Source organism: Aquimarina brevivitae, from assembly GCF_004216895.1.
In the GTDB taxonomy this organism is placed as follows: domain Bacteria; phylum Bacteroidota; class Bacteroidia; order Flavobacteriales; family Flavobacteriaceae; genus Aquimarina; species Aquimarina brevivitae.
The window spans coordinates 32,569-49,222 of the sequence record NZ_SGXE01000006.1 but is presented as its reverse complement, the minus strand read 5'-3'; the positions used below and the strand labels follow the sequence as shown (position 1 = coordinate 49,222).

At 35.3% G+C, this 16,654-nt stretch carries 17 protein-coding genes; 5 read left to right on the top strand and 12 right to left on the bottom strand.

The genetic code is table 11. The annotated features are described in order from the left end of the window. The first annotated feature begins 41 nt into the window (after nucleotides 1-41). Nucleotides 42-707: a uracil-DNA glycosylase gene (locus EV197_RS15445; protein WP_130287706.1), complete on the top strand. Its 666-nt coding sequence runs from the start codon at nucleotides 42-44 to the stop codon at nucleotides 705-707. 4 nt (nucleotides 708-711) lie between these two features. Here the strand turns inward: EV197_RS15445 and EV197_RS17125 are convergent, their stop codons facing one another. The 3 genes from EV197_RS17125 to EV197_RS15435 all read right to left on the bottom strand — a co-directional run bounded on the left by EV197_RS17125 (nucleotide 712) and on the right by EV197_RS15435 (nucleotide 3,199). Next, on the bottom strand, nucleotides 712-879 hold the full coding sequence (locus EV197_RS17125) for a hypothetical protein (RefSeq protein ID WP_165389071.1): 168 nt from the start codon (nucleotides 877-879) through the stop codon (nucleotides 712-714). A 245-nt stretch (nucleotides 880-1,124) separates the two neighbouring features. Next, nucleotides 1,125-2,258: a T9SS type A sorting domain-containing protein gene (locus tag EV197_RS15440; protein ID WP_130287705.1), complete on the bottom strand. Its 1,134-nt coding sequence runs from the start codon at nucleotides 2,256-2,258 to the stop codon at nucleotides 1,125-1,127. A gap of 95 nt (nucleotides 2,259-2,353) precedes the next feature. Next, nucleotides 2,354-3,199 (bottom strand): substrate-binding domain-containing protein, encoded by an 846-nt coding sequence (locus tag EV197_RS15435; RefSeq protein ID WP_130287704.1) that lies wholly within the window; start codon nucleotides 3,197-3,199, stop codon nucleotides 2,354-2,356. Nucleotides 3,200-3,346: 147 nt separating this feature from the next. Here EV197_RS15435 and EV197_RS17120 point away from each other — a divergent pair, with 147 nt between their 5' ends. Beyond that, on the top strand, nucleotides 3,347-3,493 hold the full coding sequence (locus EV197_RS17120; RefSeq protein ID WP_165389070.1) for a hypothetical protein: 147 nt from the start codon (nucleotides 3,347-3,349) through the stop codon (nucleotides 3,491-3,493). Here EV197_RS17120 and ppk1 read toward each other — a convergent pair. The 5 genes from ppk1 to EV197_RS15410 are packed head-to-tail and all read right to left on the bottom strand — an operon-like array spanning nucleotide 3,482 to nucleotide 8,720. Beyond that, nucleotides 3,482-5,551 carry a polyphosphate kinase 1 gene (ppk1, locus tag EV197_RS15430; RefSeq protein WP_130287703.1) on the bottom strand — a complete coding sequence of 690 codons (2,070 nt, stop codon included), beginning with the start codon at nucleotides 5,549-5,551 and terminating at the stop codon, nucleotides 3,482-3,484. The genes EV197_RS17120 and ppk1 overlap by 12 nt on opposite strands. A gap of 51 nt (nucleotides 5,552-5,602) precedes the next feature. Beyond that, on the bottom strand, nucleotides 5,603-6,478 hold the full coding sequence (locus EV197_RS15425) for a nucleoside phosphorylase (protein ID WP_130287702.1): 876 nt from the start codon (nucleotides 6,476-6,478) through the stop codon (nucleotides 5,603-5,605). A 1-nt stretch (nucleotide 6,479) separates the two neighbouring features. Continuing rightward, nucleotides 6,480-7,412 carry a DUF1835 domain-containing protein gene (locus EV197_RS15420; RefSeq protein WP_130287701.1) on the bottom strand — a complete coding sequence of 311 codons (933 nt, stop codon included), beginning with the start codon at nucleotides 7,410-7,412 and terminating at the stop codon, nucleotides 6,480-6,482. Nucleotides 7,413-7,438: 26 nt separating this feature from the next. Beyond that, nucleotides 7,439-7,765, bottom strand: a complete 327-nt coding sequence (locus EV197_RS15415; protein ID WP_130287700.1) for a translation initiation factor — start codon at nucleotides 7,763-7,765, stop codon at nucleotides 7,439-7,441. A gap of 1 nt (nucleotide 7,766) precedes the next feature. Then, nucleotides 7,767-8,720 carry an isopenicillin N synthase family dioxygenase gene (locus EV197_RS15410; RefSeq protein ID WP_130287699.1) on the bottom strand — a complete coding sequence of 318 codons (954 nt, stop codon included), beginning with the start codon at nucleotides 8,718-8,720 and terminating at the stop codon, nucleotides 7,767-7,769. 215 nt (nucleotides 8,721-8,935) lie between these two features. On the opposite strand from EV197_RS15410, the gene EV197_RS15405 reads away from it, so the two are divergent. The 3 genes from EV197_RS15405 (at nucleotide 8,936) to EV197_RS15395 (ending at nucleotide 13,391) form a co-directional block, all read left to right on the top strand. Continuing rightward, nucleotides 8,936-10,942: an alpha-ketoacid dehydrogenase subunit alpha/beta gene (locus tag EV197_RS15405; RefSeq protein ID WP_130287698.1), complete on the top strand. Its 2,007-nt coding sequence runs from the start codon at nucleotides 8,936-8,938 to the stop codon at nucleotides 10,940-10,942. 148 nt (nucleotides 10,943-11,090) lie between these two features. Continuing rightward, nucleotides 11,091-12,098 (top strand): SDR family oxidoreductase, encoded by a 1,008-nt coding sequence (locus EV197_RS15400; RefSeq protein WP_130287697.1) that lies wholly within the window; start codon nucleotides 11,091-11,093, stop codon nucleotides 12,096-12,098. Nucleotides 12,099-12,110: 12 nt separating this feature from the next. Continuing rightward, on the top strand, nucleotides 12,111-13,391 hold the full coding sequence (locus EV197_RS15395; RefSeq protein ID WP_130287696.1) for a nucleotide sugar dehydrogenase: 1,281 nt from the start codon (nucleotides 12,111-12,113) through the stop codon (nucleotides 13,389-13,391). Between the two features lie 121 nt (nucleotides 13,392-13,512). Here EV197_RS15395 and EV197_RS15390 read toward each other — a convergent pair whose 3' ends face one another. Genes EV197_RS15390 through EV197_RS15375 form a run of 4 tightly spaced genes read right to left on the bottom strand, consistent with a single transcriptional unit; the run spans nucleotide 13,513 to nucleotide 16,448 of the window. Next, a complete protein-coding gene (locus tag EV197_RS15390; protein WP_130287695.1) occupies nucleotides 13,513-14,244 on the bottom strand; it encodes a head GIN domain-containing protein in 732 nt (243 codons plus the stop codon). Nucleotides 14,245-14,267: 23 nt separating this feature from the next. Further along, entirely contained in the window at nucleotides 14,268-15,359 is a 1,092-nt protein-coding gene (locus EV197_RS15385; protein ID WP_130287694.1) for a hypothetical protein, read from the bottom strand. Further along, a complete protein-coding gene (locus tag EV197_RS15380) occupies nucleotides 15,340-15,906 on the bottom strand; it encodes a hypothetical protein (protein WP_130287693.1) in 567 nt (188 codons plus the stop codon). Before EV197_RS15380 ends, EV197_RS15385 begins: the two co-directional genes overlap by 20 nt. Beyond that, nucleotides 15,903-16,448, bottom strand: coding sequence for an RNA polymerase sigma factor (locus tag EV197_RS15375; RefSeq protein WP_130287692.1), 546 nt, complete (start codon nucleotides 16,446-16,448; stop codon nucleotides 15,903-15,905). Before EV197_RS15375 ends, EV197_RS15380 begins: the two co-directional genes overlap by 4 nt. Between the last annotated feature and the right edge of the window lie 206 nt (nucleotides 16,449-16,654).

Here is a 16,654-nt window from a genome sequence, read left to right as displayed (position 1 = left end):
GGAAACAAAAATACGTAATTACCTACTTTTTTAATATCGCTATGGATGTAAATATTGACCCCAGCTGGAAAGCATATCTAGAAAATGAGTTTACTAAACCTTATTTTAAAAAATTAGTTGCTTTTGTTGAGAATGAATATCAAACTCACCAATGTTATCCAGAAGCGTCAGACATATTCGCTGCATTTGATTATTGCACTTTTGATAATGTTAAGGTAGTTATTATCGGTCAAGACCCGTATCACGGACCGGGACAGGCCAATGGTTTGTGTTTTTCGGTCAATGAGGGTATTTCACTACCACCTTCCTTGCAGAATATTTTTAAAGAAATTGAGTCTGATTTAAATGAAAGTATCTCTAAATCCGGTAACCTTCAACGTTGGGCAGAACAGGGAGTCTTACTACTTAATGCGACCTTGACGGTTAAGGCTAATCAAGCTGGTTCTCATCAAAAACAAGGCTGGGAACAGTTTACTGATACTATTATTTCCTTACTATCTGAGCAAAAAGAAGGATTGGTTTTTATGCTTTGGGGAGGATTTGCAAAAAAGAAGGGTAAAAAAATTGACCGAAATAAGCACTTAGTGCTAGAGAGTGGGCATCCCTCTCCCTTAAGTGCTAATAGAGGCTATTGGTTTGGACATAGGCATTTTAGTAGGGCTAATACATATTTAACCCAACTGGGAAAAGATAGTATAAAATGGTAAGTGCTTAAGCAGCTTCAGCAATTTTAGCAGATTTATTTTTTGCTACTACTGATTTACTAACTTTACTGGTTTTGGCTTTGCTATTTTTACTATCTACGGATTGCATACTAAATTTTAGTAAAATAAAATTAAATGCAATAAGACCTCCAAGTATTAAAAGAAACGTAAGCATATTGATTAAGGTTTTAATTTTTTCGCTATTTCATCAGTTTTTTAAAATGCGATCGTTATTAACAGCTTTTCTTTTATGTGGGGTATGGCAACAAAGATATTAAAAAATAATTGTTAATAACTACTGTATTACCACATACTTTAGCTTTTTATTCAATCGTTAAATTTAATTCTCTTTCAAATTATATTTCTAATTCTTTACTAGGTTTTGTTGCTGATCTCATATTAATTTAGAGAAATTAGTCATTAAAGTTTAATGAATTTAGAAACGCTATTTCCTTTTTTGATAAAATAATAACCAGCGGATAAATTACTAACATCAATGGTTACCTCATTTCCAGAATACACTTTGTGTCCTAATGGAGTGTAAATATCTATTTTTAGGTGGTCAAGGTCTTCATTTTCGTATTCGCATAGCGTAATTAAGTCGTTAACAGGATTTGGATAAAAGCAGTTACTAGTAGTTGTTTGTTCAAACTCTTCTACAGAAAGGGTATCGTCTGTGATGCCGGTTTTAGAATAATTAGTAACTACTTCCCAGATCATGGTTTGTAGATATCTAGCTAAGGCTTCTGAAGGTACATCACGATTCGTTTCGTTTTCAAGAAATAAGTCATTAGGCAGACCAACAGGACTTTCATTATAAATGCACGCATAATGGATCATCGCGACTGCATAAGCACCTAGATCATTGACGTGTATAGTGTCTTCAAAAAATTCATCAAAGGTGGTAATACCTGGTACTACACCAGCTTGTACATCGTCATAGAGACGTGCCATCATTCTATGTCCTGGTATAATGTAAACTGGCGTGGCGCCGACAGGTCTATTGTTATTAGCATGGTCCATCATTTCTTCCCAAAGGAGCTCATATTCGTCCAGCATTGTTCTAAAAGGGCCATCTCGATCATCTATATTAGTCCAGGTAGTCCAGAGTAGGGTTGGTGTCCCGTTACCTGCATTACCATTTTCCCAGGCGTTGTTAACATAGGTGGATAGATATTCTTTTGCCGGGGTGATTTGTGGTGGATTGGAGCTATCAACGGGTAGCGGTACCCCTTCGGTAATGACAAGCAACTCCCAATCAGCGATATCATATCTTGCGGAAGGGTTTAAGGTGTGTTCATTATCCCATCTCCAAAACATAGGTGATCCTGGTATGGTAGCTGTCCCTACATTGTCATAATTGCCCCCAAGAATATCATAGATCAAAAAACGATATTGACCTGGCCAGGGATGGAACAAAGGATCCGTTAAACTGTGACCACTATGTATTTGTCTTACTTCTAATGGGTATGCCTCTTTAGGCGGTAAATTTTGTCCATATAGTAGTTGAAACGTACTAATTACCGTAAAATATACCAAGAGATGTAGCTTCATTTGTTCCAAGTTTTAAGCTTCTATTTAGGATTTAACTGCCTTTCTATATCTAGAACGCTTTTGATACTTGGAACCCTACCCCTAAATTGACTTTTTTAAAGTAATATTCTACTTTTATCTACTTTGGTATTGATGATATTTAAGTCAAGTAATTTTTGCTGTACCTCTTCTAAAGTATGTTCATCTAATTGAGATTGACTCCACTCTGTTATTTTCAGCCATTCTTTGACATCTATTAGTTTTTGATCGTATTTAGATGCTATGATTTTATCAATATCTGGTATCCTTTTAAATGTATCCGTAATTTCATTAATAATAGATAGAACAGTTTTAATATGGTTCATATTATTAGCAATAAACTCTTGGTGAGCAGCGATAACAAAACAAGGCCATGGAGTAGGGCAGTCGCCCAACCTTCTAAATACCCCTTTATCCACCAAAGGTTTTGTGGTAAAATGCTCCCACATAAAATAATCAGCTTGTCCAATTGTTAAAGCATCGATTGCTCCTTGAAGATGGTGTACTACCTGAAAATCTAAAGCATTGGTATCCCATCCTTCGTTTTCTGCTTGGACATAGGCCATAAGATGAGACCCAGATCCGTAACGACTGATGGCTGCGGTAGTTCCTTGTAGCTCTTTTATGTGTTGATATGTTGATTTTGCCGCTACATGTATTCCCCAAATTAACGGGGACGTCACATAGGTTTGCAAAATTTTAGAAGGATTACCAGCTGTGATATCTTTTACAATTCCCTCAGTCAATATGATAGCCATGTCCAATTCCTTATTTCTTAATGCCTGGCACATGGCTCCGGTACCTTCAGGGATATCCCTCCAAATGAGGTTGATATCCTTTTTTTTGAACAAATTATCCTCGATTGCATTGTGCCAAGGCAGATTGAAATGCTCTGGAACTCCTCCGATTTTAATGTTTTTCATAAAAAATTGCTTTTTGATGTGTATTTCATCGATAAAATATGAATTTTAACGATGAGTTATGAATTTTTTTATTATATTTGAACAGTTCTCTGAATAAGAAACTACATTTGAAAAATAATATAGCCCAATTTAAACACAATCTTTGCTATGAAAAAGAATTTTTTTAAGAACAGACAAGCATTAGTAAAAGTTGCAAAATTAAAAGACAATACCTTAGAGAATGGAATTGTTGTTTTTATTGCAATTCTACTGATCACCAATTTATTTTTAAGCCTTAAAGTATTATTTGGTTAGTAGCTGATGCACTTTATGTGTTGTTTTTAAAAAGGTTCTAATTTCTTTTTGGGACCTTATTTTTTTGTCCTCATTTTTCCTTCTAACGTACCTATTTAATCCCATATCGTCGTGCAGCCTGGCCTTAACATTATCTGCTAACTGTAGGTCAAGGATAGTATTGAGCTCTTCTTTTAAATCCTGATTATAGATAGGGGTAAGCACTTCAATTCTTTTGTCCAAATTACGTACCATCCAATCAGCACTTCCAATAAAGGTTTTAATTTTACCACCATTAGCAAAACTATAGATTCTTCCGTGTTCTAGATAACGGTCAACGATACTTATTGCTTTAATATTCTTGCTATGTATAGGATCATTAGGTACTAAACAACAAAACCCTCTAACGACTAACTTAATAGTAACGCCAGCCTTGCTAGCTTCATATAATTTACTAATAATTTCCGGGTCTTCTAAACTATTTAATTTGGCTTTGATAAATGCTATGCGTCCATTACCAGCGTTTTCTATTTCTCGGTCAATTAACGTATTAAATTGCAAGCGCGTGGTATAGGGAGAAACCGTCAAATGTTTTAAGGATGGTTGATTTGTGGATCCTGATAGAATGTCAAATACCAGTTGAAGTTCCTTGGTGACCCTTTCATCTTTAGTAAATAATCCGTGATCGCAATATATTTTTGCGGTTTTAGCATTAAAATTTCCTGTACCTATATACCCATAGGATACTTCTTTATTATTTTCTATTCGATGTACAAGAAGTATTTTGGAATGTACTTTTATTTTTGGATAACTGTAATGAACTTCTGCGCCTTTGTTAGCTAATATTTCTCCCCATTTTAGATTGTTTTTTTCATCAAAGCGAGCTTTTACTTCTACAAATACCGTAACTTTCTTACCATTTGCTAAGGCTGTTAATAGCGCAGAAGTTAGTGCGGACTCTTCGGCGATACGGTAGAGAGAAATCTTGATTTCTGTCGTATGCCTATCCGTAGCCGCCAATGCAATAAAATCCTGTACGTGGTCAAAGGACATATAAGGAAAATGCAAGAGTTGATCTCTTTTACTAATGAGCTGAAATAGGTCTTGTGGTTTCGTAAAATTGTTGTGAATAATTGGTTGCTCTTTAGAAAAATGAAGGGTTTGGTTATCAGTAGGATCTGGAAATGAAAAAAAATCACTAAAATTATGATATTGACCTCCAGGAACCATGTCGATCTTACCTAGTCCAAAAAGCTTTCTTATTTTTTTAACTAAATTTTCGGGCATGCTAGCATCATACAACAATCGTGTGGGCTGCCCGGTGATCCTTTTGCTTAAGGATTCCTTAATTTGATCTGCCAGCTCTCCTTTAAATTCATCTTCAATGTAGAGTTGTGCATCTCTGGAGAGTTTTATTTGATAACACATTTTAACTTCGACGTCATTGAATACCTGTTGGATGTTATATTGGATAAGGTCATCTATAAATGCAATATAATGTTTGCCATGATGTGTCGGAAATTGTATAAACCGACCCAAATGATCAACCGGTATGTTTACAATTCCTACCTTATCGTTTTGATCAAAAATTACTACAAAGTAGAGTTTATTGTTTTGTAAAAAAGGTGTTGCTTCTTGACTTAAATCTATTATGTTTACTGTCAGATAGGGTAAAATACTATCATTAAAATACGCCTTAGCAAATGCTTTTTGGGGATCTGTAAACTTTTTTTCGGAAAGAATATAAATTCCGTTTGATGCCAGTTCGGGAATAATTTTGGTATTGAAAATAACACCAAATTCGTGAAGTTGTTTTTTTACAATTTTGACAATCTTTTTTACTTCTTTAGAAGGTTTTAAAGCTAGTTTTTTTCGGATTTTCTTGTCTACAGACTTTATCTGTCTTAACCTAGCCACCCGCACTCTAAAAAATTCATCTAGGTTTGAAGAATATATTGCTAAGAACCTAAGTCTTTCAAACAAAGGATTTTTAGTGTCTTCGGCCTCCTGAAGAACTCTTTTGTTAAAACTGAGCCAATTGATATCTCTATTGAGTAATGGGATCTGTTTATTGCGCATAGTACAAATTAAATGATCGCAATATCGATGGTGTTTAAATTATCGTTAAATCTAGTGAGGATAACTCGCAATTTTTTCGAGACAAAAACGGATGAGACGATCTACCGCTTCTTTAGGATCCGTACTAAATTTGCCCAATGGTCGGTTAGCTAACACTACATTCATAGAAATTGCCTTATGACCAAGTAGTTTGGCTAATCCATAGATGCCAGCAGTTTCCATTTCTAAGTTAGTAATCAACTTATCTTTGTACGAATAAGCTTCTATTTTATGATTTAAATTAGTGTCTTTAAGTGGTGCTCGCAAAACTCTACCTTGCGGACCATAAAAACCTGCGTTAGTCATCGTAATTCCTTTGTGAACATTTTTATCCACAAAGTGAGCGCCTAAGTTCTCATCCCAATGTACAGCATAAGGTGCTTTTGCAGCGTCCCATGTTAGATATTTACCCAAATCTGAAGCTAACTTTAGATCCTGTATGTCATCGCTTTGATAAAAATGAAGCAAATTGTCAAACCCTATTCCTATTTCAGAAGCGATAAAACTATCTACTGCTATATGTTTTTGAATAGCACCTGTAGTTCCAATTCTGATGATATTGAGAGCAGTTGCTTCTTTTTTGATCGTTCTTTGGGTAAAATCAATATTTACCAAGGCATCTAATTCGTTGAGTACAATATCTATATTATCCGTTCCAATTCCTGTAGAAATTACGGTCAATCTTTCACCTTGATAATATCCTGTTTGTGTAAAAAATTCTCGCTTTCGGATCGTGAATTCTATTTCATCGAAATACGAAGTGACTTGACTTACTCGATCTGGATCACCAACCGTTATTACAGTGTTTGCAATATGTTCTGGTAAAAGATTAAGATGATATATGCTGCCATCTTTATTCAGAATTAATTCAGATTCTGCTATTCTCATACTATAACTTTAATAATTTATGACTTTCATAATCATATAAGTAGTCATACTTTTTAACCCCTCCATAGTACCATTCCAACTTTTGGGTGTTATAAAAATTCTTTTTTTCTGCCACTGCAAGCTTACCTCGTTCAGATAATAATAAACGTTCTTTGGTTTGGTTTAAAAATTGAAAAAGTCGAGCAATAACTCTTTTCATTTGCATATCCCCGTAACCATAATAGCCTTGATATTCCAGGGCATAGCCCAATAATTGTTTTGTATTGAGTATTTGATGCTGCTGAATCATTTTAAGGATATTGTGTTCCAGCACATTTAAACCGGTAAGCATATTGGGGAAACGTTGTAAGTGTGCTCTGAGGCAAATACTCATGTATTCAAAAGAGGTGTTTTTTTTGATTTGCCCTACAAAACGCTGGGGATCACTCTCGCAATAAATAGTCCATAAATAATCTGCAAATTCTAAATCGTCTGTGGAGAGTTCTGTTCTATTTATAAAATGTTGCCGGAGTTGAGTTTTATTTAGTTCTGATAAACCCAGAACTTCATTCTTCACTCTACCGGAGCAAACCAGTGAAAATTTTGGCGCTTGGATGTTATTTCTAAGTAAAAAACTAATAGCAGCAATCATATTAATATGGCAGAACAGATCATACTCAAACCATAATATTATTTCATCATATTGGCTATTTGGTTTATAGGAATGTAACTCGCTACTAAATTTTTGACGATAATCATCTTTAGAAATACGGTAGTATCTCTGTAAAAAATTTGCGCGCTTTTGTAAAGACGCTTCGGATTCTAATACGGTATGAGTGGGCCCTTCACAGAGTATTTCTCTCCAAATCTTGGTTTGACCTTCTACGAAATTAAAAGCTTCTAAATTAGCTTTTAGGCTATCCCCGTTAAGAATATGTAATGTGTGATGCCCCAATTAAAATGTTTTGATACCGTTATTATTTATCCACCTACTCTTTTAACCTTAAACCCTTTGTCTTTAAGAATTTCCATAATTTCTTGGCGGTAGTCTCCTTGAATAATTATGGTTTCGTTTTTAAAACTACCACCAACACCTAATGTTGTTTTAATTTCTTTTGCTAGTTTTTTGAAGTCTCCATCTGCCCCTGTATAGCCATCGAGTATAGTAACAGGTTTACCTTTTCTCTTTTCATATTTGCATAAAATAGGATCGTCTTGCATCCATATTTTATCAGTATCAGGTGTCTTTTCTTCTTCTTTAAATTCGTGCTCAGGAAATAAATTCTTTAGTTGATCCTTTAAGTCCATTTTATTTACTTTTAATTAAGCCGATCTCAACGAGTCGTTGATGTAAAAACTCACCAGCTGTAATATCTTCGTATTGTTTAGGATTGTCTTCTGTAATACATTCTTCAAGACAATTCAGTTTCATGTCACTTCTTGGGTGCATAAAAAATGGAATGGAATATCTTGGTTTACTCCATTCTTCTTTAGGAGGGTTAATAACACGGTGAATGGTCGATCTTAGTTTGTTGTTTGTATGCCGCTCTAACATATCACCAACGTTTATGACCAACTCATCTTCTTGGGGTATTGCATCAATCCATTCTCCATCTTTGCGCTGTACTTGCAAGCCACCTGTAGAGGCTCCCATTAGCAGGGTAATTAAATTAATATCACCGTGAGCACCGGCTCTAACAGCTCCTTTTGGTTCTTCTTGTATAGGTGGGTAATGTATCGGTCTCAAAATACTATTGCCGTTGCTTGCCCAATGATCAAAATAATGCTCATCCAATCCAATATACAAAGCCAAAGCTCTAAGTACATAGATTCCGGTTTTTTCTAACATTTTATAGGCCTGCATACCCGTTTTGTTAAAATGCTCCAGTTCTTCAACCTGTACATTTTCAGGATATTCTTCAGAAAGGTTAGCGTCAGCATCAGGTTCTTGACCAAAGTGCCAAAACTCTTTTAAATCGCCTTCTTTTTTGCCCTTAGCGTGTTCTTTACCAAATGCGGTATATCCTCTCTGTCCACCGAGACCTTCAATTTCATATTTCTTCTTCACAGCTACCGGAAGATCGAAAAAAGCTTTTACCTCTTTATATAAATTATCTACTAACTGATCATCTAGGAAATGATTTTTGAGTGCAACAAAACCAATATCTTCATAAGCCTTACCGATTTCATTCACAAACTTTTGTTTTCTATTAGGATCATCTGATAAAAAATCCGCAAGATCAACACTAGGTATATTATTCATTAATTCAGTATTAAAATTATGTGTACTACTAGGTTTTTACTAATAAACCTGAAAATGCAAAATTACGCATTTATAAAGGATGGCGGTAATTTGTTATTAAATTTAATTATTCTTAATAAAACAACTCTAAAATTATTAAGTATGTAATAAAATTGAGAATTGAACTTTATATCTCTTCTAATTTATAGTACATTTACGTAAATAACAAACCCAATATGAACTTAATTCCTCAACCACACACTAAAATTACATACGATACATCAAAGCATACTTCAGAGACTTTACTTTCATTGTATAGATCGCTGTTAATGCCAAGGCTAATTGAAGAAAAGATGTTGACCTTACTGCGCCAGGGTAAGATATCCAAGTGGTTTAGCGGTATTGGCCAAGAAGCTATTGCAGTTGGGGTTACCGCTGTTTTGCAATCCCAGGAGTACATTTTGCCGATGCACCGCAACTTAGGTGTTTTTACTACACGTAATGTACCACTACACCGTTTATTTAGTCAGTGGCAAGGAAAGGCTAATGGATTTACAAAGGGTAGAGACCGTTCTTTTCATTTCGGTTCACAAGAATATAAAATCGTTGGAATGATTTCGCACTTAGGGCCTCAATTAGGAGTGGCTTGTGGAATTGCGCTTGGTAATAAGTTACGTGATAAAAAAGAGGTAGTGGTCGTTTTTACTGGAGAGGGCGGCACTAGTGAAGGCGATTTTCATGAAGCGTTGAATCTTGCTTCTGTATGGAAGTTACCGGTACTATTTTGTATAGAAAATAATGGATATGGATTGTCTACACCCGTTGATGAGCAATATGCTTGTGAGCATTTAGCGGATAGAGCTGCCGGTTATGGAATGAAGTCTCAAATTGTAGATGGTAATAATATTCTTGAAGTACACGACATCATAGAGGAGTTATGTGCTGAAGTACGTGAGCATTCAACACCCGTATTAGTAGAATTTAAAACCTTTAGAATGCGAGGACACGAAGAAGCTAGTGGAACCAAATATGTGTCAGATGCATTAATGAAACAGTGGGCAGAGAAAGATCCTATAGAAAATTTTAAAGCTTTTTTAAATCAAGAAGGAGTACTTTCGGAAGAAGAGGATAAAAAAATACACGAAACCCTTAAAAGTATCATTGACGAGCAGTGGCAACAAGCCAATGAAGCGCCTACGATCACACCTGATCTAGAAACTGAATTGGAGGATGTCTACCATAAGCATCTATACAGTAAAATTTATCCTTCATCTGCTACGAGCGAAAAAAGGCTTATCGATGCAATTTCAGATGGTTTAAAACAGTCTATGCAACGCCACGAAAACCTCGTAATTATGGGTCAGGATATTGCAGAATACGGTGGTGTTTTTAAGATTACAGAAGGGTTTGTGGATGAATTTGGAAAAGAACGAGTTCGAAATACACCCATTTGTGAATCAGCAGTAATCGCTGCGGCCTATGGGCTATCTGTAAATAACTTTAAGGCTGTGATGGAAATGCAGTTTGCAGATTTTGTGTCCTCTGGTTTTAACCCTATTGTTAATTTATTGGCCAAGTCGAACTATCGCTGGGGTCAAAAAGCGGATGTGGTTATACGTATGCCTTGTGGAGCAGGGGTAGGAGCAGGACCTTTTCATAGCCAAACTAATGAGGCCTGGTTCACCAAAACACCTGGATTAAAAGTGGTATATCCTGCGTTTCCGGCAGATGCTAAGGGGTTATTAGCTGCAGCAATTGATGACCCAAATCCTGTTTTGTTTTTTGAACATAAGGCATTATACCGAAGCATACGCGAGGAAGTTCCTGATGATATATACACCATACCTTTAGGTGAGGCTAAGGTATTAAGAAGTGGTACGGATATAACAATATTAACTTATGGAGCAGCTGTACACTGGGCGTTGGAGGAATTAGATCAACAACCAGATATCGCTGCCGATTTGGTGGACTTACGTTGTTTAAAGCCATTAGATTTGGATACGATTATAACTTCCGTTAAAAAAACAGGTAAGGTTATCATTTTACAAGAGGATACCTTGTTTAATAGTATGGCCTCTGAACTTTCAGCGATACTACACGAAAACTGCTTTGAGTTTTTGGATGCGGCTATCGTTCGGGTAGGCAGTATCGAAACGCCAATTCCTTTTAATTCAGAATTGGAGCGGCAATATCTTGCCAAAAGTCAATTTAAGGAGGCGTTATTGAATTTACATAGCTATTAGATGGTCAATATGAATAATTTAGAAGTATTTATGCATAAATTCTAAAATACAATAAATTCACTTTTGCCAGTTCTGTAGTTATATGTTAATTTCGTGCCGGTACTCTTCACTAGTTATAAGGTGTAAAGAAGAGTTAAATACGATATCGATGAATAAATCAGAACTGGAGCTGCTTGGCTCTTCTAAAATCCTTGTTACCGGTGCTGCCGGATTTATAGGTGCTAACCTATGTGAAACTCTTATTGCTACTGGGGCTCAGGTAGTGGGGATGGATAATTTTGCAACAGGTCACCAAAAGAACTTGCAAGAAGTATTGTCCAAAGATAATTTTGAGTTTATAGAAGGCGATATCAGAAATCTTGATGATTGTCATAAGGCGTGTATGGAGGTGGATTTTGTATTACATCAAGCTGCGCTTGGCTCTGTACCGAGATCGATTAATGACCCTATTACAAGTAATGATGTTAATGTTGGAGGCTTTTTAAACATGTTGGTTGCGGCCAGGGATGCAGGTGTGAAACGTTTTATCTATGCCGCAAGCTCCTCAACTTATGGAGATTCTAAAGCCTTACCCAAAGTAGAAGAAAACATAGGAAAACCTTTATCTCCCTATGCTATCACAAAGTATGTCAACGAATTATATGCAGATAATTTTAAAAAGACTTATGATCTTGACACCATCGGATTACGATACTTTAATGTGTTTGGGCGAAAGCAAGATCCTAATGGAGCATATGCGGCTGTAATTCCTAAATTTGTAATGCAGTTAATGCAACATCTGTCTCCAGTAATTAACGGAGATGGTACCTATTCTAGAGACTTTACTTACATTGATAATGTAGTACATATGAATCTTAGGGCTATTGTTACAGCAAATCAAGAGGCTTTAAATCAAGTATATAATACGGCATATGGCGATAGAACAGATCTAAATGAACTGGTGTCTTTATTAAAAGAATATTTGTCAGAATTTGATCCTCAAATTAGGGATATCGTGGTAAAACATGGTCCTGAAAGAAAAGGAGATATTCCGCATTCTTTAGCTGCTGTGGATAAAGCTAAAAAACTACTGGGTTATAACCCCCAGTTTGATATTAAGGCGGGATTAAAAGAGGCCGTACAGTGGTACTGGAATAACCTGCAGCAGAATAATTAGAAATATAACGTTATGGAGAAAATTAGTATTGCGGTAATTGGTTTAGGTTATGTTGGCTTACCGTTGGCACGGTTATTTGCAACAAAATATACTACTGTTGGACTTGATATCAATACGGAAAGAATCAAGGAGCTTAAAGCAGGGAAAGATAGTACCTTAGAAGTTGAAGATGAGTTATTAGCTGCTGTTTTAAAAGATGATAATACCGAAAATGTAGGTTTGTATTGTACCGCATCGATTGAGGATATTGCAAATTGCAACTATTATGTAATTACAGTACCAACCCCGGTTGATAAAAATAATCGGCCCGATTTAACACCGCTGTATAAATCGAGTGAAACTGTGGGCAAGGTATTAAAAAAGGGAGATATTGTAATTTATGAGTCTACTGTTTATCCTGGAGTTACAGAAGAAGAATGTGTTCCTGTTCTTGAAAAATTAAGTGGATTAAAGTTTAATCAAGACTTTTTTGCGGGTTATTCGCCAGAGCGAATTAATCCAGGTGATAAAGAACATACCGTGGATAAAATATTGAAAGTAACTTCTGGTTCCACACCAGAGATTGGTAAAAAAGTAGACGATTTGTATGCTTCAGTGATTACTGCAGGTACTCACCTTGCACCGACTATCAAGACAGCAGAAGCAGCCAAAGTTATTGAAAATGCACAACGAGATATCAATATTGCTTTTGTAAATGAGTTAGCAAAGATCTTCAACCTTATGGATATTGACACCCACGCGGTCTTAGCAGCAGCGGCAACGAAGTGGAACTTTCTACCTTTTAAGCCAGGATTAGTAGGAGGCCATTGTATAGGGGTAGATCCTTATTATTTAGCTCAGCGAGCTCAAGAGTTTGGTTATCATCCTGAGATCATACTAGCCGGACGAAGGTTAAACGATAGTATGGGACAATATGTGGCATCGGAAGTGATCAAACTAATGGTTAATCATGATATTCGTATTAAAAATGCAAAAGTATTGGTATTAGGAATCACATTCAAAGAAAACTGTCCTGATGTACGTAATACCAGAGCTGTAGATGTGATCCGTAATATGAGCGATTTTGGCACAGATGTAACGGTTTATGATCCTTGGGCAAATCCAGAAGAGGTTCAAAAGGAATATAATTTAAAAGTCCAAAATGAATTACCAACTGAAAAATACGATGCTATAATACTCACCGTAGCGCATAAAGAATATTTGAATATTGCTTTATCTAGTTTGCTTAATGACAATGGAGTACTTTATGATGTAAAAGGAGTGCTTAAAGAAAAAGTACACGGGAGGTTATAGCATATCAGTTTTCAGGCTTAATAGGAGCCGAAGAGCTGAATATCATAAGATTTTATGTTTAGCATAAAAAACTACCTGATCATAATAACCAGGTAGTCTTAAAGGTGTATATATTAATATTTTATCGTTCCGTAATATCTCCTGAACCACTTACTAATTTTTCAGTAGTTTCAGGATTGCCTTTATAAAAAATATCTCCAGAACCGGATATAATTGCTTTCAAAAATCGGGTAGCATATACTTCAATATCGCCAGAGCCTGAGATAACGGTATCTGCATTAGAAGCCTTTAGTTCAAAAGCTTCGATATCTCCTGAGCCAGATAAGTTAGCATTGAAATCAGTACAAGAACCTTTTAAAACGATTTCTCCGCTTCCAGAAAGATTACCTTCAACCGATTCGGCTTCAATTTGAAGATTGAGCTCTCCTGATCCTGATAAAGAGCCTTCGAAGTGCTTAGCTTTTATAACATCTTTACTGATCACTTCTCCTGATCCAGATAAAGTAACTTCATTTAGGGTAGAAAAAGGGACAATGATTTTTAAGGATTTTCCTTTTGTACTTTTAAGATATCGTCCTTTTTCCACATATATTTTAAGTTGATCGTTATCTACTTTGGTTACAATATTTTCAAGTAAGTTGCTTTCACCTTTTAAAGTTATGGTGCCTTCACTACCGGCTACTAGTTCAACATCTAGTGCACCTTTCACTTTAATTCTATCGTAGGTGTTCACCGTTCTGGTTATGGTAACTTCATCACCATTACCTTTTACTTTTTCACCACCCCACCATTGGGCTTGTATGGTAGTAGACATTGTTACTGCTAGGAGCAACATTAACTTTGTTAGTTTCATATTTTATTGTTTTAAAAGAAAGTTTAGTTTTTGTGTAATTTAACGCCTCCATAACTGGATGAAATTATGATAGAATTTCCGCTATTTTCTGTCCCATAATACCCTTTATACTCTTTAGAGGTGCCCTTAGTGTCCTTGTGCTTCACTGTAAAATCACTATCGACATTAATGCCTCCATAGGATGCTTTAAGATTAAAATCAAAATTAAAATCAGGCGCTACATTAAGCTCTACACCAGAGTAGTCTGCATCTATGATTACTTCTTTTACAGACGGCTGTAGTTTATGAACAATGATGGAACCATAATCTGTATTAAGAACTAACTTATCTGATACTGTATTGATTTTTATATCTACATAATCACCAACCCCATTAATACTACCAGTGTTTCCTAATTTTAATCCGCCATAATCACAGTTATAATTAAGTTCTTTTACATTATCTAATTTGGATTGTGTATAATCTGCTACAAGGTTAATGTACTCAGAAGAACCTACTTCGTAGTCCGAGTAATCCGCATTGATATTCCCTTTTTTCATCACCTTAATAGAGCTATTATTGGTATAGTCAATATTAATATCATTAGTATCACTAAGAAGTTCGCCAATGATTAGTTGACCATAATCACAATTGATTTTAGAGCTTCCCTTTATTTTATCTAAGGTGATACTGCCATAATTATTATTTAGATCAATAGCATTGGTTACAGGAACTTTCACTTTATAATTGATTTTCATAGAAAGATTTCTGCTGGATCCTCCGGTAATTTTATCCCACCAGGATTTTTTGTTTTGATCAAAAACTGTAATAGCACTTACCATTTGGGTAGAACTTTTAAATTCTACATCTATGCTTTCCAGTTTTTCTATCACTTCTTCCTCATCATTACCACTTACCTTAATGGTAACTTCGATTACAATTTTATTCTGATCCCAAGAGGTTATATCTAAGTTTCCATAATCATTTTTAATTTTAAGTAAGGCATCGCTATTAACTGAGAATTCCTTTTTCAATGATTTTTCCTTATTGTACTTACCCTTAAGATCGTTAGGGTGTGCAAAACTCAATAAAGGAATGAGCAATGCTAAGAACAGTTTATAGTATATAGTTTTCATTTTCTGATTGTTTTAAAGTTTTGATTGTATTGATTTTTGCTAAGACGTCTTCTAATAATTGTGCTCTTTTTTGAAAGTTTTTGATCATTGCACTGATTACTCTAGGATCCTGACCACTTTCAATTAAGTCGATTTTAAGTTGTTGATAATCGGATTCTAATTTTTCAATTTGGAGTAACACATCATTGACCATTTTTTGATTTTCAGGAGATGCATTTTCCTGTATTTCCTCCATCTTGTTGGCTATAGTGGTTACAAAAAAGCTTTGCGTTTGCTCCATCTCTGGCGAGATGCTAGCTAAATCGATTGCTGTTTTTGTAGTCATTACACCCGATGTTGAAATGATACCCAATAGAATAGCAATACTTGCTGCGATAGCTAACGGTTTGTACCATTGGATACGTTTTTTGTTTAAGGATACTACCTTAGTTTCATTTTGCCGTTGAAGCTTTTCCATAAAGCGATCTCTATGGTTTACTGAAGGCTCGTATATATCTGTTTGCTGATGCATTTTCTCAAATACTATTTTAATTATATCCTTTTTCATGCGACTTCTAATTTTTTTCTCAAACTTTGTTTAGCTCTTGAAAGTAGTGTTCGACAATTAGCATATGATATGCCCATAATCTGACCAATTTCTTCATAATCAAACCCTTCGATATAATGTAGCGATAAGGCTGTACTATAACTGTCTTTTAACTCTTTTAAGGTTTCCAGTACTGTTGATACTTTATCGATAACCAATTCCTGATTTTCAGGTTCCTCTTCGGTTAACCGATAATCTACCGTTTCCAAAGTAACCTCATAATAGTTAGCGCGTTTTTTAAGGGCCGAAAGACTTGCGTTGATGACAATTTTTTTCAACCAAGCGCCAAACATTTTATTGTCCTCTAAGGAGGGTAATTTTAGAAATGCGGTTAAAAACGATTCTTGCATTATATCTTCGGCTTCTGCAGAGTCTTTTAATATCCGAAAGGCAGTATTGTACATTGCTTTATAATACCTATCGTAAGTCTCCATCTGAGCCTGTTCGTCTTTATTTCGACATTTTTCGATTAACTCCTCTGTATTTAAATGGGTTAGTGCCAAGAAATAATCATTTACGTTTACCTTAAAGATAGCTCTGTTTTCAATTTGTTACACTTTTTGAATACTTTTTCTTTTATGGCATAACAATTGTCCTAATCAGGAAGGAAAATAGCTCCTGGTGTTAATAAATAAAAGACATTAAGGAGTTTAGTGAAAAAGTAATTTATAATAAGAAAGTTCATTTTGAAATATTAATGACAAAATGA

Excerpts from the sequence above, each read along its gene's own strand:
- EV197_RS15440 (WP_130287705.1), bottom strand. The coding sequence starts at position 2,258 with ATGAAGCTACATCTCTTGGTATATTTTACGGTAATTAGTACGTTTCAA.
- EV197_RS15435 (WP_130287704.1), bottom strand. The coding sequence starts at position 3,199 with ATGAAAAACATTAAAATCGGAGGAGTTCCAGAGCATTTCAATCTGCCT.
- ppk1 (WP_130287703.1), bottom strand. The coding sequence starts at position 5,551 with ATGCGCAATAAACAGATCCCATTACTCAATAGAGATATCAATTGGCTC.
- EV197_RS15395 (WP_130287696.1), top strand. The coding sequence starts at position 12,111 with ATGGAGAAAATTAGTATTGCGGTAATTGGTTTAGGTTATGTTGGCTTA.
- EV197_RS15425 (WP_130287702.1), bottom strand. The coding sequence starts at position 6,478 with ATGAGAATAGCAGAATCTGAATTAATTCTGAATAAAGATGGCAGCATA.
- EV197_RS15405 (WP_130287698.1), top strand. The coding sequence starts at position 8,936 with ATGAACTTAATTCCTCAACCACACACTAAAATTACATACGATACATCA.
- EV197_RS15415 (WP_130287700.1), bottom strand. The coding sequence starts at position 7,765 with ATGGACTTAAAGGATCAACTAAAGAATTTATTTCCTGAGCACGAATTT.
- EV197_RS15380 (WP_130287693.1), bottom strand. The coding sequence starts at position 15,906 with ATGAAAAAGGATATAATTAAAATAGTATTTGAGAAAATGCATCAGCAA.
- EV197_RS15410 (WP_130287699.1), bottom strand. The coding sequence starts at position 8,720 with ATGAATAATATACCTAGTGTTGATCTTGCGGATTTTTTATCAGATGAT.
- EV197_RS17120 (WP_165389070.1), top strand. The coding sequence starts at position 3,347 with ATGAAAAAGAATTTTTTTAAGAACAGACAAGCATTAGTAAAAGTTGCA.
- EV197_RS17125 (WP_165389071.1), bottom strand. The coding sequence starts at position 879 with ATGCTTACGTTTCTTTTAATACTTGGAGGTCTTATTGCATTTAATTTT.
- EV197_RS15385 (WP_130287694.1), bottom strand. The coding sequence starts at position 15,359 with ATGAAAACTATATACTATAAACTGTTCTTAGCATTGCTCATTCCTTTA.
- EV197_RS15400 (WP_130287697.1), top strand. The coding sequence starts at position 11,091 with ATGAATAAATCAGAACTGGAGCTGCTTGGCTCTTCTAAAATCCTTGTT.
- EV197_RS15390 (WP_130287695.1), bottom strand. The coding sequence starts at position 14,244 with ATGAAACTAACAAAGTTAATGTTGCTCCTAGCAGTAACAATGTCTACT.
- EV197_RS15445 (WP_130287706.1), top strand. The coding sequence starts at position 42 with ATGGATGTAAATATTGACCCCAGCTGGAAAGCATATCTAGAAAATGAG.